Consider the following 24426-nt stretch of genomic DNA (forward strand, 5'->3'; position numbering starts at 1 on the left):
AAATAGAAAGCCATGAAGAAAAAAATATTAGGTTTAGTGACAATAGCAATACTATTACTAAGCAGTTGTTCTGATTTTCTTGACGAAGTTGCCTATGACAAATTCCAAAAAGAGGACGCATTAAGTAATCCCACATTAGTATATATCAATTCTGTTGCTGCTATATATTCAGGAATGGGATTACAAGGAACCTGCTTTGAGTTTCGTACATACCCTTACTCCTTTTTATCAGAATTCACATCGGATTTAGCAATGTTGCCCGGTCGTCAAGGTGACTGGGTAGATGGCGGTTTCCATCAGAATGCTTTCTTACACAGTTGGTCACCATCTTATGCGGCATTTTTAGCAACTTGGAATGACATTTACAAACAGATTAGTTTATGTAATTCTGCTTATGAAGACTTACAAGATATGATAGATAAGGGAGGAGAAGATTATCTCAAAGACTATCAATATGAAATTAGAGCTTGTAGAGCATTTTATTATTATCATGCAATAAATCTTTTTGGCAGGGTACCTATTATAGTTTCCTCAGATACCAAAGTGGCAGACGTAAAGCAACCAAATCGTACTCAAGTTTATGATTTTTTACGTGATGAATTAACCGATATCATACCACACCTACCTGAAGCAAAGTCCGCAGATTCAAACAGCCAATACTATGGGCGTATCACAAAGGCTGTCGGTTATATGATGATGGCAAAACTAGCTATCAATGCACCAATCTTTTCAAAAGAAGATTGGAACGATGGCTCCTTCACTGGAGGAATTAACGCAGTAGAATCCTATATTACAAATGCCGGAAAGAATATAACAATCACTCTTGAAGGAACTACACGTAACGCCTGGGAAACTGTTATATACTGCAAACAACGTATTAAAGAATTAGGATATGCACTAGCTGATAACTTTAAATCTAATTTCCTTGTAGGCAACGAAGGTTCTATTGAAAATATTTTTATTCGTCCTAATGATACAGACACTTACCGCCTTAGTCAAAATTTACATTGGTACTCATTGCATTATGCACATTCTGCTGCTATGGGATTTAATGGTGGGAACGGTCCAATAGCAACAATAGAAGCTGTTAAAATATTTGGTGCGACCTATGACGAAGCGACAGAAACTGCTGACTATTCAGCAACAGATCCACGTTGGGACATGAGCTTTTTCTATGGAGATGTGTATGTTGACGGAAAAAGAATTGCCTCACAAGTTTCCGAATCTTATAATCCTTATGGAACCTATTTACCATTCCAAGCCCGTATTGATTATGACGTAACTTCATACTCTGACCCTAAAGGATTATATATAGTGAAATGGGCTGGAGCTAGAGTAAAAAAACTGGAGCTTGATAAAACCGACAAAAACACAATGTGGGCTCATTATACTAATGCAGATTTTGTGGTATACCGATATGCGGATGCGCTACTACTCGCAGCAGAAGCACAATATCGTCTAGGGAATATTTCAGAAGCACTTACACTGGTAAATGAAGTTCGTAATCGGGTGAATGCCCAACCAAGAGAAACCCTTACATTACAAGACTTACTTGATGAACGTGCTCTTGAATTAATGTGGGAGCCTGTTCGGAGAGAAGATCAAATCCGTTTTGGTACCTACACTGAGGCTACAGATGATAAGTATCCAGGCGTACCGCATGCCAATTCTGCAGGAGACTGGGTATACGATGCCAACGGATACACAACAGTATTTCCAATTCCTATCGATGTACTCAACTTAAATAAAAATCTTACGCAGAACCCCGGATATTAATAATACTCCTCTCATGCAACAGTAAATATAAGAGTCGTGCTAGAATCAATCCTACACGACTCTTTAATACAGATATTTTAAGGATTTATATATAATGCCAATTTACTCAAAAAAGTCATTAATGCCTCACCATTTATCTATTAGTAAACAATAATAACCTCAGGAAAATAAATCTATACTTCTCAAAAAACAAACTGTTCCGCACACCGATATCCTTCTTCATAAAGCTCCGTCAGCTTCTTGATGTCACGCTCGATGCGGTCTACCACTACCGGCTTCTGTGGACGGATCACAACGATTTCCCCGGCGGCTTCCATCCGTTCCACCTGCTCCAACTGTTGATTATAGACAATACTGCGGCGGTTGATGGCTTCACGCAATAGCGGATATTTCTTATATATAAAAGGTGGAACCTTCGTTCCCTGAATTTCCTTACGGTACCCATGATTGCGCGTCAACACCACTACATTATTGGTAAATCCATCCTGACGGGCACGCATCAAAGGGATACTGTCCACAATACCTCCATCCAGCATCGGGATGTTGTCCACGTAGGTAATGGGACAGACAAACGGCAGACTGCTCGAAGCACGCACAATATCAATGACGCGCTCTTTACTCCGCTTCTCCTCAAAATAGTTCGCTTCGCCCGTCTCGCAGTTGGTAGTTACCATCACATAACGTTCGGGACAATGAAAGTATGCCTCGTAGTCGTAGGGAAGTATGTGTTCCGGAAACTCCTGGAACAACAAGTCGAAATCCATGATATTCCGCTTCTTCAACAGATACTTCAATCCGATGTAATTGTATTTTTCCAGCAAGTCGATATTGCTGTACTTGGCACGCCCGCGCTGACCGGACATATAGGAAAGTCCGTTGCAGGCTCCGGCACTGACGCCGATGGTATAGGGAAAGCGAATGCCACGATCCATAAAGCTGTCGAGCACACCGCAAGTGAAGACGCCGCGCATACCGCCGCCCTCCAAAACAAGACCGCTATGGTCGTCGATACGTATTATTTTCTCCATAAGTGTCGGAATTAACGCTTCAAAGATAGCTTTTGTTTACGATATTCTACCTATATTTGCAGTTGCAACAATAAATCTATAACATTTTAATTATGATGAAGAAATCAATACTGATGGCTGCATTGGGTTTATTAAGTTTAAACACAATAGCACAAGACACTCCGAAAGAGGAAGGTTTCATCTTTACGACCGTAAAAGAAAATCCTATCACTTCTGTTAAGAACCAGAACCGTGCCGGTACATGCTGGTGCTATTCCGGACTGGCATTCATCGAATCCGAACTGCTCCGCATGGGCAAAGGCGAATACGACTTTTCTGAAATGTTTATCGTACACAACACCTATCTGGACCGTGCCGACAAGGCAGTGCGTACACATGGTGACGTTTCGTTCTCACAAGGCGGTTCGTTCTACGATGTAATTTATGGTATGAAAACTTTTGGTCTGGTGCCCGAAGAGGAAATGCGTCCGGGCGTTATGTATGGCGACACGCTGAGCAACCACACCGAATTGACAGCCGTATCTGATGCCGTAGTGGCAGCCATTGCCAAGGGAAAACACCGCAGCCTGCAAACAGACCAAGACAAGAACCCGCTCTGGAAGAAAGCCATTACCGCTATCCACGATATTTATCTGGGCGAACGTCCCGAGAAGTTCACCTACAAAGGCAAGGAATATACTCCGAAGTCTTTCTATGAATCTACCGGACTGAATGCAGATGACTATATCTCACTGACTTCCTATACCCACCATCCCTTCTACCAGCCGTTCGTCCTGGAAATACAAGACAACTGGCGTTGGGCTTCTTCCTACAACTTGCCTATTGACGAGTTGATGGAAGTGTTTGACAACGCTATCAATAAGGGTTACACCATTGCATGGGGTAGTGACGTAAGCGAACAAGGCTTCACACGCGACGGTATAGCCGTAATGCCCGATGCAGAAAAGGTGCAAGAACTGAGCGGTTCGGACATGGCACACTGGCTGAAAATGAAACCCGAAGAAAAGAAACTGAACAGCAAGCCTCAACCGCAGAAGTGGTGCACACAAGAAGAGCGCCAGCTGGCATACGACAACTGGGAAACTACTGACGACCACGGTATGCTGATTTACGGTATAGCCAAAGACCAGGAAGGCAACGAATACTATATGGTAAAGAACTCTTGGGGTGAAGCCGGAAAGTACAAAGGACTGTGGTATGCTTCCAAAGCTTTCGTGCGCTATAAAACAATGAACATCATTGTGCACAAGGATGCACTGCCTAAGGATATTGCCAAGAAACTGGGTATTAAATAAATAAAAGAAGGAGATGCAGTTTGATGCATCTCCTTTTTCAATTCTTACCAAATCCTACAGATATCTTCCACAATCTGCGGAACCGTCAACCGGTTCTTCTTCAACTGCTCCTCCACATCGTAACGGTCGATAAACTCTTTCTTCACACCATAGTTCAGTACCTTCATATCCGACGGACCGTAGTAACGGGCAATCTTCTCGCCAAAGCCACCGTCCAGCACTCCGTCCTCAAGAGTAATGACCAGTGTATGGTCGCGCTTCAGGTCATCGAGCAAAGCCTCGTCCACACCCGTGATGTAGCGAGGATTGACAAGCGTGGCATCCACTCCTTTCTCTTCCTTCAACCGGGCAGCCACGGCTTCGCCCAACTGATAGAAAGAGCCCAGTCCCAATATGGCGACCTTCTCTCCACGATGGGACACCTCATAACGGTTCAGCGTCTTGCCGTAATCCTTCTCCGGTTCTACATTCCTGCGGACAACCCCATTGGCCGGCACGCGAATGGCAACCGGATGTTCCGTTTGACGGATGCCCCACTCCAGCATTGCCATATACTCCTCACGACAAGTAGGTGCCAGATAAACCATATTCGGAATATTACCGATGACCGGAATATCAAAAAGACAAAGATGGGTAACATCATTCATACTCGATAAGCTTCCCCAGAAGACAAGAATCAGTGCAGGATTATTGTTGATGCAAAGATCCTGGGACAACTGGTCGTAGGCGCGCTGGATAAAGGTGCTGTAGACCCCGAATACCGGTTTTCCACCTCCGGCAGCAATGGCAGAAGCCATGGCAACAGCCTGCTCTTCGGCAATGCCCATATCGATGAACTGCCGCCCTGCCTCCTTGCGGCGCTCCGGTGTAAAGCCAAATACCGTAGGTGTACCTGCGGTGATGCCCACCACAGTCGGGTCTTTCTTCATCTCCTGCAACAAATAACCGGCGGTAAGGTCGACATAGTCTTCACCCTCTCCAGACTCACCGGTCAGATTGCCGGTTTCAAGGTCGAACGGAACACTGTAATGGAAACGTTCTTTTTGCTCTTCTGCCAATTTGTATCCCTTACCTTTCAAGGTATTGATATGTACCACAACCGGATGCTTCTTGTCCTTCACTTCACGGAAAGCCTCTATCAATTGCTCCACGTCATTGCCATCCTTCACATAGAGATAATCATATCCCATTGCCTTAAAATAGTTGCAGGGAGCCTGCCCCTCCGTTTCGCGTAACTGTTGCAGATTGCGGTATAGCCCGCCATGATTCTCGGCAATGGACATCTGGTTATCGTTGACAATGACGATGAAGTTCGTGCCCAGTTCGGCACCTACATTCAATCCTTCGAAGGCTTCACCTCCACTCAACGAGCCATCGCCGATGACGGCAATCACATTACCCGCCTCCCCCTTCAGGTCACGCGCCTTGGCAAGTCCGCTTGCCAGACTGACGGAGGTAGAGGTATGCCCAATGACGAAGAAGTCGTGCTCGCTTTCCGACGGTTCGGAATATCCGGAGACTTCGTCATACTCGTCCGCATTCATAAACGCTGCCCGGCGGCCTGTCAATATCTTATGGGTATAACTTTGGTGAGACACGTCATAGACTATCTTGTCCGTTGGTGAATCGAACACGTAATGCAGGGCTATGGTGGCTTCTACCATTCCCAGGTTGGGACCTACGTGTCCTCCGTGGGAGCTTAACTTGTTTAACAACACCTGGCGGATTTCTCCACCCAATCCGTTCATTTCGCTGACTGATAACTTTTTCACGTCAGCAGGGGAATTTACTTTTTCAATATACATATTCTATAATAACATTTAAGTAGCAATGCTTGTTTATCCGATGCTGCCCGTTATGCAGACCTCATCCAGACGCTGCAAAAGTACAGAGGAAACGGGAACGGAAAGGTAGATAAATTACCGGTTTTATTACCTTTTTTACAGATATAGAGCCAACTGATATTTGCGCAAAATCCCTCAACTTGTGCATTTTTCACCCCATTTTCTTGTCAAACCCAACTCTTTCCGTAAATTTGCAGGCTGATAATGAGTTAACCGGCCAATTTCAGTAGCAGGATTCTACTACTCCTATTCCCGGTACTGACATACAAAGAAATACTAATACTAATAATTAATAGCATGAGTTTGAAAATTGTTGTATTGGCAAAACAAGTTCCCGACACACGCAACGTTGGGAAAGATGCCATGAAAGCCGACGGAACTATCAACCGCGCGGCACTCCCTGCCATCTTCAACCCCGAGGACCTGAACGCTCTTGAACAGGCTCTCCGACTGAAAGATGAACATCCGGGCTCCACCGTTACCATCCTGACCATGGGACCGGGACGTGCAGCCGAAGTTATTCGTGAAGGACTTTACCGTGGTGCCGACAACGGCTATCTGCTGACCGACCGCGCCTTTGCAGGTGCCGATACGCTTGCCACTTCGTATGCCCTTGCCACAGCCATCAAGAAGATAGGCGACTATGACGTCATCATTGGCGGACGCCAGGCCATCGACGGTGATACCGCCCAAGTAGGCCCGCAGGTTGCCGAAAAGCTGGGGCTGACGCAAGTGACCTACGCAGAAGAGATTCTGAACGTGGATAAAGCCGCCAAGAAGATTACCGTGAAACGTCATATTGACGGTGGTGTGGAAACCGTTGAGGCTCCCCTGCCCATAGTCATCACCGTAAACGGAAGTGCCGCTCCCTGCCGCCCGCGCAATGCCAAACTGGTGCAGAAGTACAAACGCGCCCTCGGTGCCCAGGAAAAAGCTGCCATCACCAAGGAAGGCGCTGAGCTTGCCTACGCCGGCCTCTACGAGAAATATCCCTATCTGAACATCACGGAATGGAGTGTTGCCGACGTGAACGGCGACCTTGCACAATGCGGTCTGAGCGGTTCGCCTACCAAGGTGAAGACCATTCAGAACATCTCATTCCAGGCCAAAGAAAGCAAAACGCTGACGGGCAGCGACAAGGATGTGGAAGATTTGATTGTTGAACTGTTAGCCAACCATACGATAGGATAAGATTATGAATAATGTATTTGTATATTTAGAGATAGAAGGCACAACAGTTGCCGACGTCAGTCTCGAACTCTTGACCAAAGGTCGTAAATTAGCCAATCAGTTGGGCTGCCAACTGGAGGCAGTTGCTGCCGGAAGCAATCTGGCAGGCATTGAAAAGCAAGTATTACCCTACGGAGTAGACAAACTCCACGTATTCGACGCTCCGGGCTTGTTCCCCTATACTTCCCTTCCCCACTCCTCTGTCCTCATCAACTTGTTCAAAGAAGAAAAGCCGCAAATCTGTCTGATGGGCGCCACCGTTATCGGTCGCGACCTCGGTCCGCGCGTTTCTTCCGCTTTGACCAGCGGACTGACCGCCGACTGTACCTCACTGGAAATCGGCAACCACGAAGACAAGAAGGAAGGCAAGGTTTACGAGAACCTGCTGTATCAAATCCGTCCCGCATTCGGCGGTAACATCGTTGCCACGATTGTGAATCCCGAGCACCGTCCGCAGATGGCAACCGTTCGCGAAGGTGTGATGAAGAAAGAGATACTGGACGCTGACTATAAGGGCGAAGTCATCAACCACGACGTTGCCAAGTACGTGCCCGAGACGGATTATGTGGTAAAAGTCATCGACCGCCACGTAGAAAAGGCAAAACACAACCTGAAAGGCGCTCCCATCGTGATTGCTGGCGGCTACGGCATGGGAAGCAAGGAAGGTTTTGACATGTTGTTCGAGCTTGCCAAAGAACTCCATGCAGAGGTAGGCGCCAGCCGTGCTGCCGTCGATGCCGGTTATGCCGACCATGACCGCCAGATTGGCCAGACCGGTGTCACTGTCCGCCCCAAACTGTATATTGCTTGCGGCATCAGCGGACAAATCCAGCACATTGCCGGTATGCAGGAAAGTGGTATTATCATCTCCATCAACAATGACGAGAACGCTCCCATCAATACGATTGCCGACTATGTCATCAACGGTACGGTGGAAGAGGTTATCCCGAAGATGATAAAATATTATAAATCACACAGTAAATAACAATAAAGGTAATCATGAAAGGGCTGATTCTTATATTTGTTCTTCTTTCAGGTATATCTTCCGCTATCGCTCAAGAAAAGCTCTGGTTGGACAAGAATTACCAATGGACGGACGACTCCATCCAGGCAGTCAAGTATGCTCTTGTTTCCAAGATAAACAAGAAGTGCATCAAGGTGGAAGAGTATGCTTTGGAAGGACAAAAGAAGGATGTCTGGCATTTCTCCGAATACAAAAGCAATCCCCGCAAAAGGATAAGGGAAGGCCTGCATACATCATTCTATGCAAATGGCAAGGACAGCCTGACAGAAGTATATAGAGACAACCGCCTGGAGGGGCAGACCATGGTGTATTATCCCGACGGTGCCATACATCTGGCCCGGAGCTACAGCGATGGTAAACTTGACGGAACACTCCTGCAGTACTATCCCGACGGGAAACTCCGTAGAGAGGAACACTATTCAGAGAATCAGTGTACCGGTGGAAAGATGTTCGACGAGCACGGAACTGAAATGGAACATCAGCCGTATTTCATGTTTCCATCCTTCCCCGGTGGAATAGAGAACCTCATGAAACTGGTGGCCAATGTTACCAAATATCCGGAAGACGCCTGGAAGCAAAAGGCAGAAGGAAGGGTAATCCTACGATTCGTTGTAGACGAAGAAGGCAAGATGACCCATCCCCAAATTCTCCAGTCCGTGCGCTATGACATCGACAAAGAAGCCATACGCGCTTTCGAGGCCATTGCCGACGTCTACCGCTGGTCGCCCGGCTATCAGGACGGAGAGGCCAAGCGAGTGAAATTCACCATACCCCTATACTTCAGAATACCTAAATAACCAAGAAATTATGGCAAATTTTTATACCGAAGTTCCCGAATTGAAGTATCATCTGAACAACTCGATGATGGAACGTATCTGCGAACTGAAAGAACGCGGTTACCAAGACAAAGACAAGTATGACTATGCCCCGCAGGACTATGCGGATGCTATGGACTCTTTTGACAAGGTACTTGAAATCACCGGAGAGATTACTGGAGAGATTATCGCTCCCAATGCCGAGGGCGTGGACGAAGAAGGTCCCCACTGTGCCAACGGCCGTGTGGAATATGCCAGCGGCACCAAGCAGAACCTCGACGCCATGGTAAAAGCCGGATTGAACGGTATGACCATGCCGCGCCGTTTCGGTGGCTTGAACTTCCCGATTACTCCGTACACCATGTGTGCGGAAATCGTTGCCGCCGCCGATGCCGGTTTCGGTAACATCTGGTCACTGCAAGACTGTATCGAAACGCTCTACGAATTCGGTAACGAAGACCAGCACAGCCGTTTTATACCGCGTGTCTGCGCCGGAGAGACCATGTCTATGGACCTGACAGAACCGGATGCCGGTTCCGACTTGCAGAGCGTAATGCTGAAAGCGACCTATGACGAGGCCAACAACTGCTGGCGCCTGAACGGCGTGAAGCGTTTTATTACTAACGGTGACGCCAATCTCCACCTCGTACTGGCACGTTCAGAAGAGGGTACCAAAGACGGACGTGGCTTGTCCATGTTCATCTACGATAAGAATGAAGGCGGTGTAGACGTGCGCCGCATCGAGAACAAGCTGGGTATCCACGGCTCTCCCACCTGCGAGCTGGTTTACAAGAATGCAAAGGCAGAACTTTGCGGCGACCGCAAGCTTGGTTTGATTAAATACGTTATGGCTTTGATGAACGGTGCCCGTCTGGGTATTGCCGCACAGTCGGTAGGCCTTTCACAAGCTGCCTACAACGAAGGTCTGGCTTATGCCAAAGACCGCAAGCAGTTCGGCAAGGCTATCATCGAATTCCCGGCTGTATATGACATGCTGGCTATTATGAAAGCCAAGTTGGATGCAGGACGCTCCTTGCTGTACCAGACTTCCCGCTACGTTGACATCTACAAAGCGCTGGACGACATTGCTCGCGAACGCAAACTGACTCCGGAAGAACGCCAGGAACAAAAGAAGTATGCCAAACTTGCCGACGCCTTCACTCCGCTGGCAAAAGGTATGAACTCTGAATATGCCAATCAGAATGCTTACGACAGTATTCAGATTCACGGCGGTTCGGGCTTCATGCTGGAGTATGCTTGCCAACGTATCTATCGTGATGCACGTATTACTTCTATCTACGAAGGTACTACTCAGTTGCAGACCGTAGCTGCTATCCGCTATGTAACAAACGGCTCATACTCTGCCACCTTGCGCGACTACGAGCAAGTGCCGTGCAGCGAAGAAATGCAACCGTTGATGGACCGCATCAAAGAGATGACCAACAAGTTCGAAGCCTGCACCAATGCGGTGAAAGAGGCACAGAATCAGGAATTGCTGGACTTCGTGGCACGTCGCCTCTATGAGATGGCTGCGGTATGTATCATGTCGCATCTCATCATCCAGGATGCGACAAAGGCTCCCGAACTGTTCGGCAAATCGGCTCTGGTGTATGTGAACTATGCAGAAGCCGAAGTGGAAAAACACTTTAACTTCATCCGTAAGTTCAAAGCAGAAGAGCTGGAAAGCTACCGCAAATAAACGCATTGCTTGACAAGACAAATATAGCGGGCACCGGAGTAGCTAAACTCTCCGATGCCCGCTTGTTTTTTCTGAAAAATTTCCTGCTTGCTCCTTCTTAAAGGGACAAAAGCTCTCAAAGAGACGAAAGGAAAATTAATACTCTCCGTGCAGCCTCAGCCTGCCGCGCAGCGAGTGTATCTCCCGCTGCATCTCTTCCATCCTTGCCAGCAGATGATGGATGGCATCAATCCCTTCCATATTGATAGAAAGGTCGTAGTACATACGGCTGTACCGTTCCACATCCGGCAACTCGGAGAAAGGAAGATAACGTTCTCCACCTTCCTGCTCCACATCTATCAGCCCACTTTCGCACAACATATCAATAAAAGTGGGCTCTATATGACACTTGTCACAATATTCGCTGATGACAATCCATTCGTTCTGCATACTCCGTTCTCCTTTCATTAGTTCATACCCTTAATTTTACGGAACATCTCTTTCTGCTGTTCCGTCAGATTCGTCGGCAACTTCACGGAATAAGTCACGATGAGATCGCCAAACTGTCCCTCCTTCTTATATACGGGAAAGCCCTTGCCCTTCAGACGTACCTTAGTCCCGTTCTGGGTTTCGGGTTTCACCTTCAGCTTCACCTGACCATCCAAAGTATCCACTAACTGGTCGCCACCCAGCAGGGCTGTATAAAGGTCAACGGTCACATCTACATACAAATCATCTCCCAAACGCTTGAATACCGAGTCATCCGGAATCACAAACGTGATGTACAAGTCACCAGCAGGACCTCCGTTGATACCCTCGCCACCATAGCCTTTCAGTTTGATGACCTGTCCGTTGGCCACACCGGCCGGAATGGTAATACGCACTTGCTTACCATTCACCGTCAATATCTGTTTATGGGTCTTCGCAGCCTCACGAAGCGATAGGTTCAAATCCGCATGATAATCCTGCCCGCGGAAACCGGCATTGGCACCGCCTCCGCCGCGCGTACGATGACCGAACATCTGTTCGAAGAAGTCTGAGAAACCACCGGCATTACTGCCCGAAAATTCCTGGCCGTCGGAAGAATACCAATACGTACCGCCTCCGTCCGTACCAAATCCCGCACCGGAACCTCCAAATCCCCCGAAGCCTCCGGCTTGCTGCTGTGCCCGCTTCTGCGCCTCAAACTCGTCGGCATGTTTCCAGTGTTCACCATATTCATCATATTTCTTTCTCTTTTCAGGATCACTCAGCACCTCATTCGCCTCGTTGATAGCCTGAAACTTATCCTTGGCCGTAGCATCGTTCGGATTCAAGTCAGGATGGTACTTGCGCGCCAGCTTGCGGAACGCTTTCTTGATGTCATCCTGAGATGCCTTTTTGTCCACTCCAAGGACCTGATAGTAATCAATATAAGCCATAGTCTATTAGTTTTATTGTCTAAATACCATAAAACAAATAACACGCCAATTTGTTTTACGCATTACTAAAATAGGTAAACGAAAATTAAAAAACATCATCAAGCATAATAATTACGTGATAAACAAACATTTAGTTTCAACGAAACACTTATTTCACGTCTATAAAATACCAAAATAGTGTAAACGACACCTAATATCGTCTAATTATTCATCCTAAATCTTCCTAAAATTGACAGAAAATGCTTTATTTGTAATAAGGAAAATTTGTTTTATATATAATCCCCAACCTTAGATTAAAAACCCCCATTATGAAAAGTAATTATTGGCTCCTAACGGTAATATTCGCTCTCGTAGCCCTGCCGGGCAAAGCAGGCGAATGGATCAGAATCAACCAACTCGGCTATTTGCCGCAATCCGTCAAAGTCGCTGTATTCATGAGCGAGGAAGGAACAAACGTAGAAAATTATTCATTGATTGACGCTTTCACCGGAAAGGTGGTGCGTACCTTCAACACGGCCAAGGCCACCGGCAAGATGGGAGGCATGAAGAGTACCTACCGGTTGAACTTCAGTGATTTCACAGAACTGGGCACGTATTATCTGAAAGCAGGCAAAGCGGTCTCCCCCCGTTTCCCCATCAATGCACAAGTCTACAACGGTACCGCAGACTACCTGCTGCACTACATGCGGCAGCAACGCTGCGGCTATAATCCGTTCCTGAAAGACAGCTGCCACGTGCACGACGGCTACATCGTCTATCATCCCACCAAAACCGGACAACATATAGACGTCCGCGGAGGCTGGCACGATGCTACGGACTATCTGCAATACACCACCACTTCCGCCAATGCCATCTACCAGATGATGTTTGCCTATCAAGAAAATCCGGAATCATTCGGTGACGCCTATGATGCAGCCGGAAATCCGGGAGCCAACGGCATTCCCGACATCGTGGACGAAATCAAGTGGGGACTGGACTGGCTGAACAGGATGAATCCTGCTCCGGGCGAGCTGTACAACCAGATAGCCGACGACCGTGACCATGCCGGAATGCGCCTACCTAACAAAGACCTGGTGAATTATGGCTACGGACCGGGTAAAGGACGCCCCGTTTACTTTTGCAGTGGCGAACCGCAAGTACGTGGAGAATTCAAGAATGCAACGACCGGAGTGGCAAGCACTGCCGGCAAGTTTGCCTCCTGCTTCGCTTTAGGCGCCAAGATACTGAAAGACTACTATCCTAAATTTGCAGCAGAAATCGAAGCCAAGGCCGATGCCGCCTATCAGGAAGGCGTAAAGAAACCGGGAGCATGCCAGACTGCCTCTGTCTTGTCTCCCTACATTTACGAAGAGGACAACTGGGTGGACGATATGGAACTGGGAGCCATGGAACTGTACAAAGCCACCGGCGACAACAAATACCTGGCCCAAGCCCTTGAATACGGACGTCGCGAACCGGTGACTCCTTGGATGGGCGCCGACAGTGCACGCCACTACCAATGGTATCCGTTCATGAACATGGGGCACTACCATCTTGCCAAAGTGGACAACAGCCGCATCAGCAAGGAATTCATCCGCAACATGCGTACGGGCATTGAACGCACGTACGAGAAAGCGGTAGAAAGCCCCTTTCTGCACGGTATACCCTACATCTGGTGTTCCAACAATCTGACTACCGCCATGCTAACCCAATGCCGGCTGTACCGTGAAACCACCGGCGATGACACATACGCCGAAATGGAAGCCTCCCTGCGCGACTGGCTGTTCGGCTGTAACCCTTGGGGAACCAGCATGATTGTGGAACTTCCCCTTTACGGAGACTATCCCTCGCAACCCCACTCCTCACTGCTGAATGCAGGCGTGGGCAATACTACCGGCGGACTGGTGGACGGTCCTGTCTATCGTACCATCTTCGAAAGCCTGCGCGGTGTCAATATGACGGGAATTCCCGGAACTCCCGGACAAGACTACGAACGCTTCCAGCCAGACCTGATGGTATATCACGACGCCATCCACGACTATTCCACCAATGAGCCTACCATGGACGGAACCGCCTGCCTCACGTACTACCTCTCTGCCATGCAGAAGGATGGAATGAAGCAAGCCGGTATCCCAAATGACAAGAATGTATATGTGGACGGAGGCATTATCCGCACCGATCCCTCAAAAAAGCAAATCACCCTCGTATTCACTGCCGCCGACAAAGCAGACGGTGCCGATGCCATCATCAGCACCTTGAAGAAGCATGGCATCAAAGGTGGCTTCTTCTTTACCGGAGAGTTCTATGAACTCTATCCCGATGTAGTGAAACGCCTGCTCGACGAAGGGCATTTTGTAGGCAGCCACAGTTACGGACATCTGTTGTACATGCCTTGGGAAGACCGTGATTCTCTGCTGGTCACCCGCGAAGAGTTTGAGAACGATATGATGAAAAGCTACGAGACCCTCCGCAAGGCAGGTATCGAATACAAGGACGCTCCCGTCTATATTCCTCCTTACGAATACTATAACAAGAAAATATCTGCCTGGGCAAAGAATATGGGTATTCAAGTTATCAACTATACCCCTGGTACCATGAGCAATGCCGACTACACCACTCCGGACATGGGACAGAAGTACCGGAGTAGCAAACTCATCTACGACAAGATTATGGAGGTGGAAAAGAAAGAAGGTCTGAACGGACACCTAATGCTGATACACTTCGGAACGGACGACCGCCGCACAGACAAGTTCTATAATGGCTATCTGGACAAGATGATTAAGACGCTGAAACGAAAAGGCTACACTTTTGTACCGGTCCGCGAGGCTGTCGGTATATAAGCATACTCTAACAAGGATTTATTGAAAAGGTTAGTTAAAAAGGTTATCGTGCAAAGGTATTTAAGGTAAATATTCAATCGGTTTGTTTTCAGTAAACCTTCCCCTACCCCCAAGAGGGGAAAGTTTCGAAGTAAGCTCCCAGCCTGTGAAGGTTAGGAGCTTTTATATATTTCAGAGAAGCCTTTTTACCGATTGCAGCAATTGCTCGATATCTTCTTCCGTAGTATCAAAAGAGGTTACAAAACGGATTTCGTGGATGGCCTCATCCCAGAAGTAGAAGAAATAGTCCTTCAACAGCTCGTCAATCACCGGACGGGGCATCGTAAGGAAAAGCTGGTTACTTTCCACCTTCTGCGTAAAATGCGCACCTGGCAATTCCTTCAATCCGTCGTAAAGAATCTTTGCCATACGATTGGCATGCGCGGCATTTTTCAACCAAAGGCTGTCCGTCAGATAGGCAGTAAACTGGCAGGACAGATAGCGGAGCTTGGATGCGAGCTGTGCCGACTGCTTGCGCACAAAATAAGCTTCCTTCTTCAAAGCTGGGTTAAAGACAACCACGCTTTCTCCCAACATCAGTCCATTTTTCGTACCACCGAAGCTGAGGATATCTATCCCGCAATCCACTGTCAGTTCCCTAAAGCCAAGATTCAAGGCTGCACAAGCATTTGCCAGACGGGCTCCGTCCATATGGACATACATGCCATGCCGATGGGCCAAATCCGTCAAAGCCCGCAACTCGTCCGGCTTATAGACAGTGCCCAGCTCCGAACATTGCGAAATATAGATGGCTCCGGGCTGCGAATGATGCTGTTCGCCGAAATGGCACAAATAAGGACGGACTAAATCGGGCGTCAGCTTGCCGTCAGGGGTAGCTATAGGACGAATCTGACAACCTGTCATACGGGCAGGCGCACCGCACTCATCGACATAGATATGTGCAGTCTCTGCACAAATAATGGAATTATAAGGGCGGGTACACAGCTGCAAAGCCACCGCATTACTGCCCGTACCGTTGAATACGAACAACGGTTCACAATCCGGCGTAAACGCTTCTCTTATTTTACAGACAGCCTCCTCTGTCCAAGGGTCATCTCCATAACCTACAGCATGGTCACTGTTGGCCCGGTTCAGTGCCTCCATTACCAGCGGATGTACGCCTGAATTATTGTCTGAAGCAAAACTTCTCATAGTCATTCTGTTTTTGTTCATTGAAAAGAATGTGCAAAGGAAAGAATATTCTGCAACATGAAAAAACAAAGGAGCACAGATTTCATCCCCCCGGCAGAAAATGCTTCCGCACTGCGAAATCTGTGCTCCTCAATCAATCCATTCAATCGGTTTCCTTTATCCGATATAAACATTTACCCCTAGTGAAACATAAAGTTCATCTTCTTCCTGATGAATTTCAATCTTGTCCTCACGGGCAAGCCACCCCAATGCGGCTCCCAACTCCTTGTCCTTCAGTCCGGACTTCCTCTTTAAAGAACCGTAGCTCCATCTGGTATAATCGCTAAGCAACTGCCAAACTTTCCCAGCATTTAGTCCAATTTCGCTTTTGTTCATTTTCTCTTCAATTAAAAAGGTTAATAGTTCTTGTTGATTAGGTTATCTTTACGAAGGGTAAAGATATGATTTTTTATTTTACCAACAACAAAAACGAGCAAAAGATATGAAAACTAATCATTTTTGTAACACTTTTGTAATATTACACGCTTTTTATTAATAATCAAGAAGGTAAATAGAACAAAAAAACCGCAGTATCTATCAAAAAGACACTGCGGTTCTCCTATTTGATTAAGCAATCAGGGAAAACAATCTTACATCATTCCGCCCATGCCTCCCATTCCGGGAGCACCCATCGGCATCTCAGGCTTATCTTCTTTCTTCTCTACAATTACACATTCTGTAGTCAAGAACATACCGGCAATAGAAGCAGCATTTTCAAGAGCCACACGAGTAACCTTGGCAGGATCTACCACACCAGCTGCGTGCAGGTTCTCATAAACATCGGTACGGGCATTGTAACCGAAGTCTGCCTTGCCTTCGCGCACTTTCTGCACAACAACAGCACCTTCTTTACCGGCGTTGGCAACAATCTGACGCAACGGTTCTTCGATAGCACGCTTGATGATGTCGATACCTGTGGTTTCGTCCACATTGTCACCCTTGAAGCCTTCCAATGCATCCAATGCGCGAATATAGGCTACACCACCACCAGGAACGATACCTTCTTCGATAGCAGCGCGGGTAGCACGGAGTGCATCGTCCACACGGTCTTTCTTTTCCTTCATTTCAACCTCAGAAGCAGCACCCACATAAAGAACAGCTACACCGCCAGACAACTTGGCCAGACGTTCCTGCAGTTTTTCCTTATCATAATCAGACTTCGTAGCAACAATCTGAGCCTTGATTTGTTCGCAACGTTCCTTGATGTTCTCTTTGTCACCGGCACCGTTTACGATGGTCGTGTTATCCTTGGAAACAGTTACCTTGTCGGCAGTACCCAGCATTTCGATAGTAGCTTGTTCCAGCTTCAGACCTTTTTCCTCGCTGATGACAACACCACCGGTCAGCACTGCAATATCCTCCAACATTTCCTTGCGACGGTCACCGAAGCCCGGAGCCTTCACTGCACAAATCTTCAACTGAGAACGCAGACGGTTTACAACCAAAGTTGTCAGCGCTTCGCTATCCACATCTTCTGCAATAACCAGCAAAGGACGGCCGGTCTGTACTGCCGGTTCGAGGATAGGCAGGAAATCTTTCAGGTTGGAAATCTTCTTATCATAAATCAGAATGTACGGTTTTTCCATTTCGCACTCCATCTTCTCCGTATTGGTAACGAAGTAAGCAGAGAGGTAACCACGGTCGAACTGCATACCTTCAACCACACCGATAGTAGTATCAGTACCCTTTGCCTCTTCGATAGTGATAACACCGTCTTTGGAAACTTTGCGCATAGCGTCTGCAATCAGCTTGCCGATAACGGGGTCGTTATTGGCAGAAACGGAAGCAACTTGCTCAATCTTGTCATAGTTGTCACCCACTGTTTCCGCCTGGCCTTTGATAGAATCAACCACTTTGGCAACAGCCTTGTCGATACCGCGTTTGATATCCATCGGGCTAGCACCGGCAGTCACGTTCTTCAGACCTTCGGCTACGATAGCCTGAGCCAAAACAGTAGCAGTTGTAGTACCGTCACCTGCATCGTCGCCGGTCTTGGAAGCAACTTCCTTTACCAGCTGTGCGCCAGTATTCTGATATGCGTCTGCCAACTCTACTTCTTTAGCTACCGTTACACCATCTTTCGTGATGTGGGGAGCACCAAATTTCTTTTCGATGATAACGTTACGACCTTTAGGGCCGAGGGTTACTTTTACTGCATTTGCCAGTGTGTCGATACCTTTCTTCAATTGGTCGCGAGCATCGATATTGAATAATATTTCTTTTGCCATAACTATATTTACAATTTAACGATTTACAATTTACAAATTAACCTAAAACAGCGAGCACATCGCTTTGACGCATGATGAGGTACTTGGTTCCTTCAACTTCCAGTTCAGTACCGGCATACTTGCCATACAGCACTGTGTCACCAACCTTCAACACCATTTCTTCGTCTTTTGTTCCGTTGCCTACTGCAATAACTTCACCTTTCAAAGGTTTCTCTTTCGCTGTATCAGGAATAATGATACCGCCAATTGTCTTTTCTTCTGCAGGTGCAGGGAGTATCAGCACTCTGTCTGCTAATGGTTTAATGTTCATAATCTTTTTGTTTTATATGTTATACATTTGTTATAATGGTAATTTTGCTTTAAACAAGCGATAAACAACTTACGAAAACCGTGCCAAACGAACAAGCTGATTGTTTGGCAGACAAAGGCTGACAAAATGGCAAAGTATACAACAATATTTGCTATCTTTGCAGCCTCAAAAATGATTTGACTTATGAACGCAATATGGATAGTCCTCCCCATTCTTACCTTATTGATGTTTGAACTGGGACTGACATTACAAACCGAAGACTTTAAACTGTTCCGCAAACGCCCCCGCCCCATTATTGCCGGGCTGGCAGGCCAAATCATCCTACTGCCGATACTGGCATTTGCTTTAGGACATGTCTTCCATCTCGAACCTCTGTTCTTTATCGGCATCATACTCATAGCCTGCTCGCCAGGCGGCAGCTCATCCAACATCTTCTCCATGATAGCCAAAGGAGACGTAGCATTGTCCGTATCACTGACGGCATGCAGCAGCATTATTACGCTGTTCACTATCCCCGTGATTATGGAATTCGCCACACACTTTGTAGACAGCAATCTGGACATAGATATCCATCTCCCCGTAGGCAGCCTCATCATGCAGAACTTGGTCCTAATGCTTCTTCCCATTGTAGCCGGCATACTCACGAGGCGCTACCGTCCGCAAATGGCAGAAAGGCTTCATAAGATATTGTCCAAGACAGCCTTTCCTGCACTTATCCTGCTGGCAACCATCTTCTTCATACAGCACCATGCTACCATCACCGGCCAATTCGGCAAACTGGGCCTCTGCATCTCCATTCTTATCCTGCTGGCTATGGGAGGCGGCGTAGTGCTATCGAAGTCCATGCGCCTCAACCGGAAAGAACAACGTACACTCATTATAGAAATCGGTATGCAGAATGCCGCACAAGCAATTGCTGTTGCCAGTAGTCCGTTTGTATTCAACAATGACATTATTGCAATACCTGCCATTATCTACGCACTGGTAATGAATGTTATTCTGCTGATTTATGTGGGAGTGGTGAAGCGGCAAAGATAATCTTCCAACCGGTATCTCCCCTTCTTCTGTGTCGCTTTTCCATACTGTATCACTTTCCGGGGGCAAAAATGCAAACAAGCCATACAATGAATGCACTGCTTTCCCCACACCGGATGCCCATCCACCAACCGGATATTACCTACCGGACAAGATTTGCCGCATATTCCGCAAGAGATACAGCCTTCATCTACATGGAAACTCCTTGTACCAATGACAAAACGGACAAACAAAGGATTCACGACATATGTTTTCAGCCAGGCTGCACTGCCCTCATGCACATTCCAGACCCTCTTCCGTGCAATGACATCTTCGGCAATCGAAGCGACAGCATGCCGTGCGTTCTCTATCTTCTCGCGGCAAAGCGACTCATCGTCCAAATTGAACATCGGTACGTAGGTATTGGGCATTGCAACAGACCAGGCAGCATCCAGCGGAAAATGCTCCGCCAGGCGGTTCATTCCCTTCCCCATATCGTCCCCGCATGTACACACGGCATAACGATAGCAGCAGTCCGGCAACCGGAGCTGCGACAGAAAATCAATCAAGACACGGGGTGCATACCAGGAGTGTACCGGAAAAACGATACCCAATCTGTCGGCTTCCATCAGCCCTGCGGGTATCGGGCCTTGCCTCAGGCAATCAACAATGCTGACAGCAGTATCATGCGTAGCCTCTGCAAGCAATTCTGCAATCCAGCGTGAGTTTCCGGTTGCGGTAAAATAAAGTATCATCGGCAGTATGTTTTGCCGACAAAGGTAGTGATTTGACTTGAATTCCTTCTACTCCAGCAACTCTTCTATGGAATAATTTTCCCAGAACGCTTTTGTAGAATGCACCAATGAACTGCCCATATAGAGCAGGAACAATGCCGCTATAACAATCATCAGGAAACTGACGAGGGCATTGTGCTTTTCTTGCTTCAGCTCAACAGAAACCATAAGAACCTCCTTTTTTTGTCAGTACAAAGATAAATGCAGGATGTTTCATTTCTCCTACATCCTCATTACAAATAAAAGGAACAAACCGAGTGCACCGTACAGCAACACATCAACAAGCCCGCCTTCATTCATGCTCTAAATATACAAAAAAAGGAGCTACTTTGTGCTCCTTTTTAAATGTATTTCAGCTTTTATAATATTAAAGAGATACAATATTTCATTTATGTAATTTACGTATCAGTTGTTCAAAAGTTACCAATGTCTGTTTCCCTGTTTTCATATCTCTTAAGGTAAACTTTCCCACATACATTTCATTACTGCCAATCAAAGCTACATAAGGTATTTTATTATAATTAGCATAATTCAGTTGCTTCTTCATTTTACTTGCATCAGGATAAACCTCTGCACATATGCCCTTTGCACGCACTTTATTCAACAAAGTCCTTGAATAATCAGCTTCTTTCTCACCAAAATTTATAAATAACAATTGTGTACCTTTTATCGCTTCTTTCGGATAAAGATTGAGATGATTTAATACATCAAAAATACGGTCTGCTCCAAAAGAAATACCAACTCCAGATACGCCAGGCATACCAAATACTCCCGTTAAGTTATCATATCGTCCTCCTCCTGTAATGCTACCAATTTGCACATCAAGAGCCTTTACTTCAAAAATAGCACCTGTATAATAATTTAAACCACGAGCTAAAGTTAAATCTAATTCAATTTTATTCTTTAATCGAGGTGCTTGCCATAATTTACTCAAAATAAATTTTGTTTCTTTTATCCCTTCTAATCCAATCTTACTTTGGGATAATATTCGCTTTAATTGCTTTAATTTATCCGAATTTGAACCGTTCAGCAGAATGATAGGTTGCAGTTTGGCGATAGCCTCGTCACTGATGCCTTTCTCTTTCAACTCGGCATTGACATTGTCCAGACCTATCTTATCCAACTTATCGATTGCCACGGTAATGTCTACAATCTTGTCCGACTCACCGATGATTTCGGCAATGCCGCTCAATATCTTGCGGTTGTTAATCTTGATACAGACACGGATGCCGAAGCGGGTAAATACCGTATCTACAATCTGCATCAGTTCCACTTCGTTCAGCAGGGAATCGCTGCCTACCACGTCGGCATCGCATTGATAGAATTCACGATAACGCCCTTTCTGCGGACGGTCGGCACGCCACACGGGTTGTATCTGATAGCGCTTGAAGGGGAAAGTGATTTCATCGCGGTGCATCACCACGTAGCGGGCAAAAGGCACTGTGAGGTCATAGCGCAAACCTTTTTCGCAGAACTTACTGGCAAGCTTCACTGCATTACGGCTCAACAGTTCTTCATCTGTAAGTCCGGAGAAGTAATCACCGGAATTCTGTATCTTGAACAAGAGCTTGTCTCCTTCCTCACCATACTTCCCCATCAAGGTAGAAAGCATTTCCATCGAGGGCGTTTCTATCTGCTGGAAGCCATAGAGGTGATACACTTCACGAATCGTATTGAATATATAGTTACGCTTCGCCATTTCTACGGGCGAGAAGTCACGGGTTCCTTTCGGAATACTGGGTTTTGCTGCCATAATCAGTTCAATTACTTTAAAATCGGGCGACAAAGTTACAGTATTTTATTGATTAAGAAAAGAGAATGTTTACCTTTGTATCATTACCGTCGCATAAAAACGACCAAAACAAACTTTAAACTTACACATTTATGAAAGAGAGACTGATTTTATTCTGCATGTTGTTGCTATGTGGCATCGGTGTTAGCCGGGCACAATCCGACAACGCCAAAGACTTCGAGCAAAAAGAAGAAGCCATCGCACAAAAGCTGCAACAAGCCGTTAACGAGAAAAACTATAAAGAAGCCGAAAAGAACGGTAAGGCTTTGATAACTCTGTTCAAAGAACAAGACGAGAACACTCAGAAAAAGTATAGCTGGATTATACAGTCCTATTACTACAATTTAGCCTGCTTCCAATCCTTGTTAAAGAAAAAAGGTGAAGCCATCAAAAATTTAGAACTGGCCTACGACAATGGATTTCAAGATTACAACCACATGATGAATGATACCGACTTAGACAACCTGCGCAGCGATAAACGCTTCAAGGCAGTGCTTGCCAAAGTGAAGAAAGTGGGTGACTACCTCGACATACTTCAAAAAGCACCGGGATACACCCACAATGAGCGCCCTGATACACTCCCCCGCTTCGAATACATCAATCCCAACAACAAGTATTTAGTAGAGGTACGCCAATACTTCAAGTTGGACAGTGTGGCAGGCGCAAGCGACGAATTATCAAAAATAAAGAACATACTGACTTATATACACAATACCATAAAACATGACGGAAACCATGAAAGTCCGGCAGGCAGCAACATCATCAAATGGGCAGAAGCTTGCAAAGGCGGTGCGCGAGGTCTGCATTGCGGAGGTCTTGCCCATGTACTGAAGGATTGTTATCTGTCCATGGGATTTAAGGCACGCCACATCAGCGGATTACCCCAAAAATACATCGGCGAATGCCATTCCATTAACGTAGTTTATTCCAATACCTTGGATAAATGGATATGGGTAGACCCCACCAACAATGCCTGGGTGATGGATGAAAACGGCATCATGCTAAGCGTACAAGAAGTGCGCGAACGCCTGCGAGACGGTCGTCCGGTGACCCTAAATGAAGAAGCCAACTGGAACAACCAACAGAAGATTACCAAAGAATATTATTTAGACAGCTATATGGCCAAGAATCTCTATAGCATAAAAGCAGACGATGTACTGCTTTGCCCCTCAGACCCTAATGCGGAAAACTTCTTCCAAGCCAAGTACGTGGTCAATGACGATGCCTGGTTCTGGCAGTCGCCCTATCAGGAATAAAAAAAACAGATGATGTATCCGGCAGAAACACATCATCTGTTTTTTATGTCTGCATCATGCGTTTAATCTCTGCGTCCCAGGAATATCATGATATAATAAATCAGCGTAGCAAGCGAACCGAGAGCAGCCACTACATAAGTATAGGCAGCCGAGCGGAGTGCATCTTCTGCTTGCGCATGATTATATGAATTCGTAATGCCGGAGTTGCTAAGCCATACCAGCGCACGCTTGCTTGCATTGATTTCCACCGGCAAGGTGATGAAGCTGAACAAAGTTGTCAATGCAAACAGTATGATGCCCGCCAGCAACAGTTGCGGGAAGGAGTTCAGCAGCAGGATACCTGCCAGCAGCAGCCACGTCATCCACTGTGAGGCAAAAGAGACTACCGGCACCAGTTTGCTGCGCATTGTCAACGGAGCGTATGCGCGTGCATGCTGCACGGCGTGGCCACATTCGTGGGCTGCAACGGCAGCAGCCATGATGCTGTTGCTGCTATAAACGCCCTCACTCAGGTTTACTGTCTTATTGGCAGGATTATAATGGTCGGTCAGATGTCCGGGAGTATGCGTCACGGTCACATCGTAGATGCCATTGTCGTGCAGCATCTTCAAAGCAACGTCCGCTCCCGTCATTCCGTTGCCGGTAGGGATTTTAGAGTACTTCTTGAACTTGTTCTGAAGATTCATCTGTACCAGCCAGCTAACGGCGGCAATACCGATAAAAATAATCCATATCATTCCTGTTCCCATAATTTTCTTTCTTTAAATTGTGAATAAATCAGTCGTTTCTTATTGTATAACAAATAGTCTGCCAAAAATAAAAGGAAACGGTGAGCAATGCCAGCGTTTCCTTTATCTTTTAGGAAGAATTAA

General features: G+C 46.6%; 21 protein-coding genes. 9 read left to right on the plus strand and 12 right to left on the minus strand.

All coding sequences use genetic code 11. From position 1 onward, the window contains the following. Positions 1-12 precede the first annotated feature (12 nt). A complete protein-coding gene (locus CSD97_RS09245) occupies positions 13-1776 on the plus strand; it encodes a RagB/SusD family nutrient uptake outer membrane protein (protein WP_022401574.1) in 1764 nt (587 codons plus the stop codon). A gap of 182 nt (positions 1777-1958) precedes the next feature. On the opposite strand, the gene CSD97_RS09250 is transcribed toward CSD97_RS09245, so the two are convergent. Beyond that, a complete protein-coding gene (locus CSD97_RS09250; RefSeq protein ID WP_009036543.1) occupies positions 1959-2804 on the minus strand; it encodes a patatin family protein in 846 nt (281 codons plus the stop codon). 95 nt (positions 2805-2899) lie between these two features. On the opposite strand from CSD97_RS09250, the gene CSD97_RS09255 reads away from it, so the two are divergent. Next, positions 2900-4099: a C1 family peptidase gene (locus CSD97_RS09255; protein WP_022401575.1), complete on the plus strand. Its 1200-nt coding sequence runs from the start codon at positions 2900-2902 to the stop codon at positions 4097-4099. Positions 4100-4143: 44 nt separating this feature from the next. Here the strand turns inward: CSD97_RS09255 and CSD97_RS09260 are convergent, their stop codons facing one another. Then, on the minus strand, positions 4144-5904 hold the full coding sequence (locus CSD97_RS09260; protein ID WP_009036541.1) for a 1-deoxy-D-xylulose-5-phosphate synthase: 1761 nt from the start codon (positions 5902-5904) through the stop codon (positions 4144-4146). 336 nt (positions 5905-6240) lie between these two features. Here CSD97_RS09260 and CSD97_RS09265 point away from each other — a divergent pair, with 336 nt between their 5' ends. Genes CSD97_RS09265 through CSD97_RS09280 form a run of 4 tightly spaced genes read left to right on the plus strand, consistent with a single transcriptional unit; the run spans position 6241 to position 10711 of the window. After that, positions 6241-7134 (plus strand): electron transfer flavoprotein subunit beta/FixA family protein, encoded by an 894-nt coding sequence (locus CSD97_RS09265; RefSeq protein ID WP_005826262.1) that lies wholly within the window; start codon positions 6241-6243, stop codon positions 7132-7134. 4 nt (positions 7135-7138) lie between these two features. Next, on the plus strand, positions 7139-8158 hold the full coding sequence (locus CSD97_RS09270; RefSeq protein WP_009036540.1) for an electron transfer flavoprotein subunit alpha/FixB family protein: 1020 nt from the start codon (positions 7139-7141) through the stop codon (positions 8156-8158). A 14-nt stretch (positions 8159-8172) separates the two neighbouring features. Further along, positions 8173-8994, plus strand: coding sequence for an energy transducer TonB (locus CSD97_RS09275; protein ID WP_022401576.1), 822 nt, complete (start codon positions 8173-8175; stop codon positions 8992-8994). Between the two features lie 10 nt (positions 8995-9004). After that, complete coding sequence (locus tag CSD97_RS09280; protein WP_005826256.1) at positions 9005-10711, plus strand: acyl-CoA dehydrogenase family protein; 1707 nt, start codon at positions 9005-9007, stop codon at positions 10709-10711. 135 nt (positions 10712-10846) lie between these two features. On the opposite strand, the gene CSD97_RS09285 is transcribed toward CSD97_RS09280, so the two are convergent. Beyond that, positions 10847-11140 (minus strand): chaperone modulator CbpM, encoded by a 294-nt coding sequence (locus tag CSD97_RS09285; protein WP_009036538.1) that lies wholly within the window; start codon positions 11138-11140, stop codon positions 10847-10849. Positions 11141-11157: 17 nt separating this feature from the next. Then, positions 11158-12111 carry a J domain-containing protein gene (locus tag CSD97_RS09290; RefSeq protein ID WP_098032314.1) on the minus strand — a complete coding sequence of 318 codons (954 nt, stop codon included), beginning with the start codon at positions 12109-12111 and terminating at the stop codon, positions 11158-11160. Positions 12112-12419: 308 nt separating this feature from the next. Between CSD97_RS09290 and CSD97_RS09295 the strand changes: the two genes are divergently transcribed. Beyond that, the gene (locus tag CSD97_RS09295) at positions 12420-14930 is read left to right on the plus strand and encodes a glycoside hydrolase family 9 protein (protein WP_098032315.1); all 2511 of its coding nucleotides are present in this window, start codon (positions 12420-12422) and stop codon (positions 14928-14930) included. Between the two features lie 171 nt (positions 14931-15101). Here CSD97_RS09295 and CSD97_RS09300 read toward each other — a convergent pair whose 3' ends face one another. The 4 genes from CSD97_RS09300 to CSD97_RS09315 all read right to left on the minus strand — a co-directional run bounded on the left by CSD97_RS09300 (position 15102) and on the right by CSD97_RS09315 (position 18698). Beyond that, positions 15102-16121, minus strand: a complete 1020-nt coding sequence (locus tag CSD97_RS09300) for a low specificity L-threonine aldolase (RefSeq protein ID WP_005835591.1) — start codon at positions 16119-16121, stop codon at positions 15102-15104. A gap of 156 nt (positions 16122-16277) precedes the next feature. Next, the gene (locus CSD97_RS09305; RefSeq protein ID WP_005826242.1) at positions 16278-16496 is read right to left on the minus strand and encodes a winged helix-turn-helix domain-containing protein; all 219 of its coding nucleotides are present in this window, start codon (positions 16494-16496) and stop codon (positions 16278-16280) included. 254 nt (positions 16497-16750) lie between these two features. Then, the gene (groL, locus tag CSD97_RS09310; RefSeq protein WP_005835590.1) at positions 16751-18388 is read right to left on the minus strand and encodes a chaperonin GroEL; all 1638 of its coding nucleotides are present in this window, start codon (positions 18386-18388) and stop codon (positions 16751-16753) included. Between the two features lie 37 nt (positions 18389-18425). Then, positions 18426-18698, minus strand: a complete 273-nt coding sequence (locus CSD97_RS09315) for a co-chaperone GroES (RefSeq protein WP_004290132.1) — start codon at positions 18696-18698, stop codon at positions 18426-18428. 183 nt (positions 18699-18881) lie between these two features. Here CSD97_RS09315 and CSD97_RS09320 point away from each other — a divergent pair, with 183 nt between their 5' ends. Continuing rightward, positions 18882-19736: a bile acid:sodium symporter family protein gene (locus CSD97_RS09320; protein ID WP_098032316.1), complete on the plus strand. Its 855-nt coding sequence runs from the start codon at positions 18882-18884 to the stop codon at positions 19734-19736. Here the strand turns inward: CSD97_RS09320 and CSD97_RS09325 are convergent. The 3 genes from CSD97_RS09325 to hisS form a co-directional block, all read right to left on the minus strand. Then, on the minus strand, positions 19706-20467 hold the full coding sequence (locus CSD97_RS09325; RefSeq protein ID WP_044469222.1) for an EFR1 family ferrodoxin: 762 nt from the start codon (positions 20465-20467) through the stop codon (positions 19706-19708). The two genes, CSD97_RS09320 and CSD97_RS09325, sit on opposite strands and share 31 nt — an antisense overlap. Positions 20468-20515: 48 nt before the next feature. Next, a complete protein-coding gene (locus CSD97_RS18930) occupies positions 20516-20674 on the minus strand; it encodes a hypothetical protein (protein ID WP_008663974.1) in 159 nt (52 codons plus the stop codon). A gap of 217 nt (positions 20675-20891) precedes the next feature. Beyond that, positions 20892-22259: a histidine--tRNA ligase gene (hisS, locus tag CSD97_RS09330; protein ID WP_098032321.1), complete on the minus strand. Its 1368-nt coding sequence runs from the start codon at positions 22257-22259 to the stop codon at positions 20892-20894. A gap of 131 nt (positions 22260-22390) precedes the next feature. Here hisS and CSD97_RS09335 point away from each other — a divergent pair, with 131 nt between their 5' ends. Beyond that, positions 22391-23554, plus strand: a complete 1164-nt coding sequence (locus CSD97_RS09335) for a transglutaminase domain-containing protein (protein WP_005835582.1) — start codon at positions 22391-22393, stop codon at positions 23552-23554. 62 nt (positions 23555-23616) lie between these two features. Here the strand turns inward: CSD97_RS09335 and CSD97_RS09340 are convergent, their stop codons facing one another. Beyond that, positions 23617-24303, minus strand: coding sequence for a zinc metallopeptidase (locus CSD97_RS09340; protein ID WP_044467929.1), 687 nt, complete (start codon positions 24301-24303; stop codon positions 23617-23619). Positions 24304-24426: the final 123 nt, after the last annotated feature.

It is taken from the genome of Bacteroides sp. AR29 (genome assembly GCF_900217715.1).
Lineage (GTDB): Bacteria > Bacteroidota > Bacteroidia > Bacteroidales > Bacteroidaceae > Bacteroides > Bacteroides uniformis.

Coding starts and splice junctions, on each gene's coding strand:
- CSD97_RS09245 (WP_022401574.1), top strand. CDS start 13: ATGAAGAAAAAAATATTAGGTTTAGTGACAATAGCAATACTATTACTA.
- CSD97_RS09250 (WP_009036543.1), bottom strand. CDS start 2,804: ATGGAGAAAATAATACGTATCGACGACCATAGCGGTCTTGTTTTGGAG.
- CSD97_RS09255 (WP_022401575.1), top strand. CDS start 2,900: ATGAAGAAATCAATACTGATGGCTGCATTGGGTTTATTAAGTTTAAAC.
- CSD97_RS09260 (WP_009036541.1), bottom strand. CDS start 5,904: ATGTATATTGAAAAAGTAAATTCCCCTGCTGACGTGAAAAAGTTATCA.
- CSD97_RS09265 (WP_005826262.1), top strand. CDS start 6,241: ATGAGTTTGAAAATTGTTGTATTGGCAAAACAAGTTCCCGACACACGC.
- CSD97_RS09270 (WP_009036540.1), top strand. CDS start 7,139: ATGAATAATGTATTTGTATATTTAGAGATAGAAGGCACAACAGTTGCC.
- CSD97_RS09275 (WP_022401576.1), top strand. CDS start 8,173: ATGAAAGGGCTGATTCTTATATTTGTTCTTCTTTCAGGTATATCTTCC.
- CSD97_RS09280 (WP_005826256.1), top strand. CDS start 9,005: ATGGCAAATTTTTATACCGAAGTTCCCGAATTGAAGTATCATCTGAAC.
- CSD97_RS09285 (WP_009036538.1), bottom strand. CDS start 11,140: ATGCAGAACGAATGGATTGTCATCAGCGAATATTGTGACAAGTGTCAT.
- CSD97_RS09290 (WP_098032314.1), bottom strand. CDS start 12,111: ATGGCTTATATTGATTACTATCAGGTCCTTGGAGTGGACAAAAAGGCA.
- CSD97_RS09295 (WP_098032315.1), top strand. CDS start 12,420: ATGAAAAGTAATTATTGGCTCCTAACGGTAATATTCGCTCTCGTAGCC.
- CSD97_RS09300 (WP_005835591.1), bottom strand. CDS start 16,121: ATGAGAAGTTTTGCTTCAGACAATAATTCAGGCGTACATCCGCTGGTA.
- CSD97_RS09305 (WP_005826242.1), bottom strand. CDS start 16,496: ATGAACAAAAGCGAAATTGGACTAAATGCTGGGAAAGTTTGGCAGTTG.
- groL (WP_005835590.1), bottom strand. CDS start 18,388: ATGGCAAAAGAAATATTATTCAATATCGATGCTCGCGACCAATTGAAG.
- CSD97_RS09315 (WP_004290132.1), bottom strand. CDS start 18,698: ATGAACATTAAACCATTAGCAGACAGAGTGCTGATACTCCCTGCACCT.
- CSD97_RS09320 (WP_098032316.1), top strand. CDS start 18,882: ATGAACGCAATATGGATAGTCCTCCCCATTCTTACCTTATTGATGTTT.
- CSD97_RS09325 (WP_044469222.1), bottom strand. CDS start 20,467: ATGATACTTTATTTTACCGCAACCGGAAACTCACGCTGGATTGCAGAA.
- CSD97_RS18930 (WP_008663974.1), bottom strand. CDS start 20,674: ATGGTTTCTGTTGAGCTGAAGCAAGAAAAGCACAATGCCCTCGTCAGT.
- hisS (WP_098032321.1), bottom strand. CDS start 22,259: ATGGCAGCAAAACCCAGTATTCCGAAAGGAACCCGTGACTTCTCGCCC.
- CSD97_RS09335 (WP_005835582.1), top strand. CDS start 22,391: ATGAAAGAGAGACTGATTTTATTCTGCATGTTGTTGCTATGTGGCATC.
- CSD97_RS09340 (WP_044467929.1), bottom strand. CDS start 24,303: ATGGGAACAGGAATGATATGGATTATTTTTATCGGTATTGCCGCCGTT.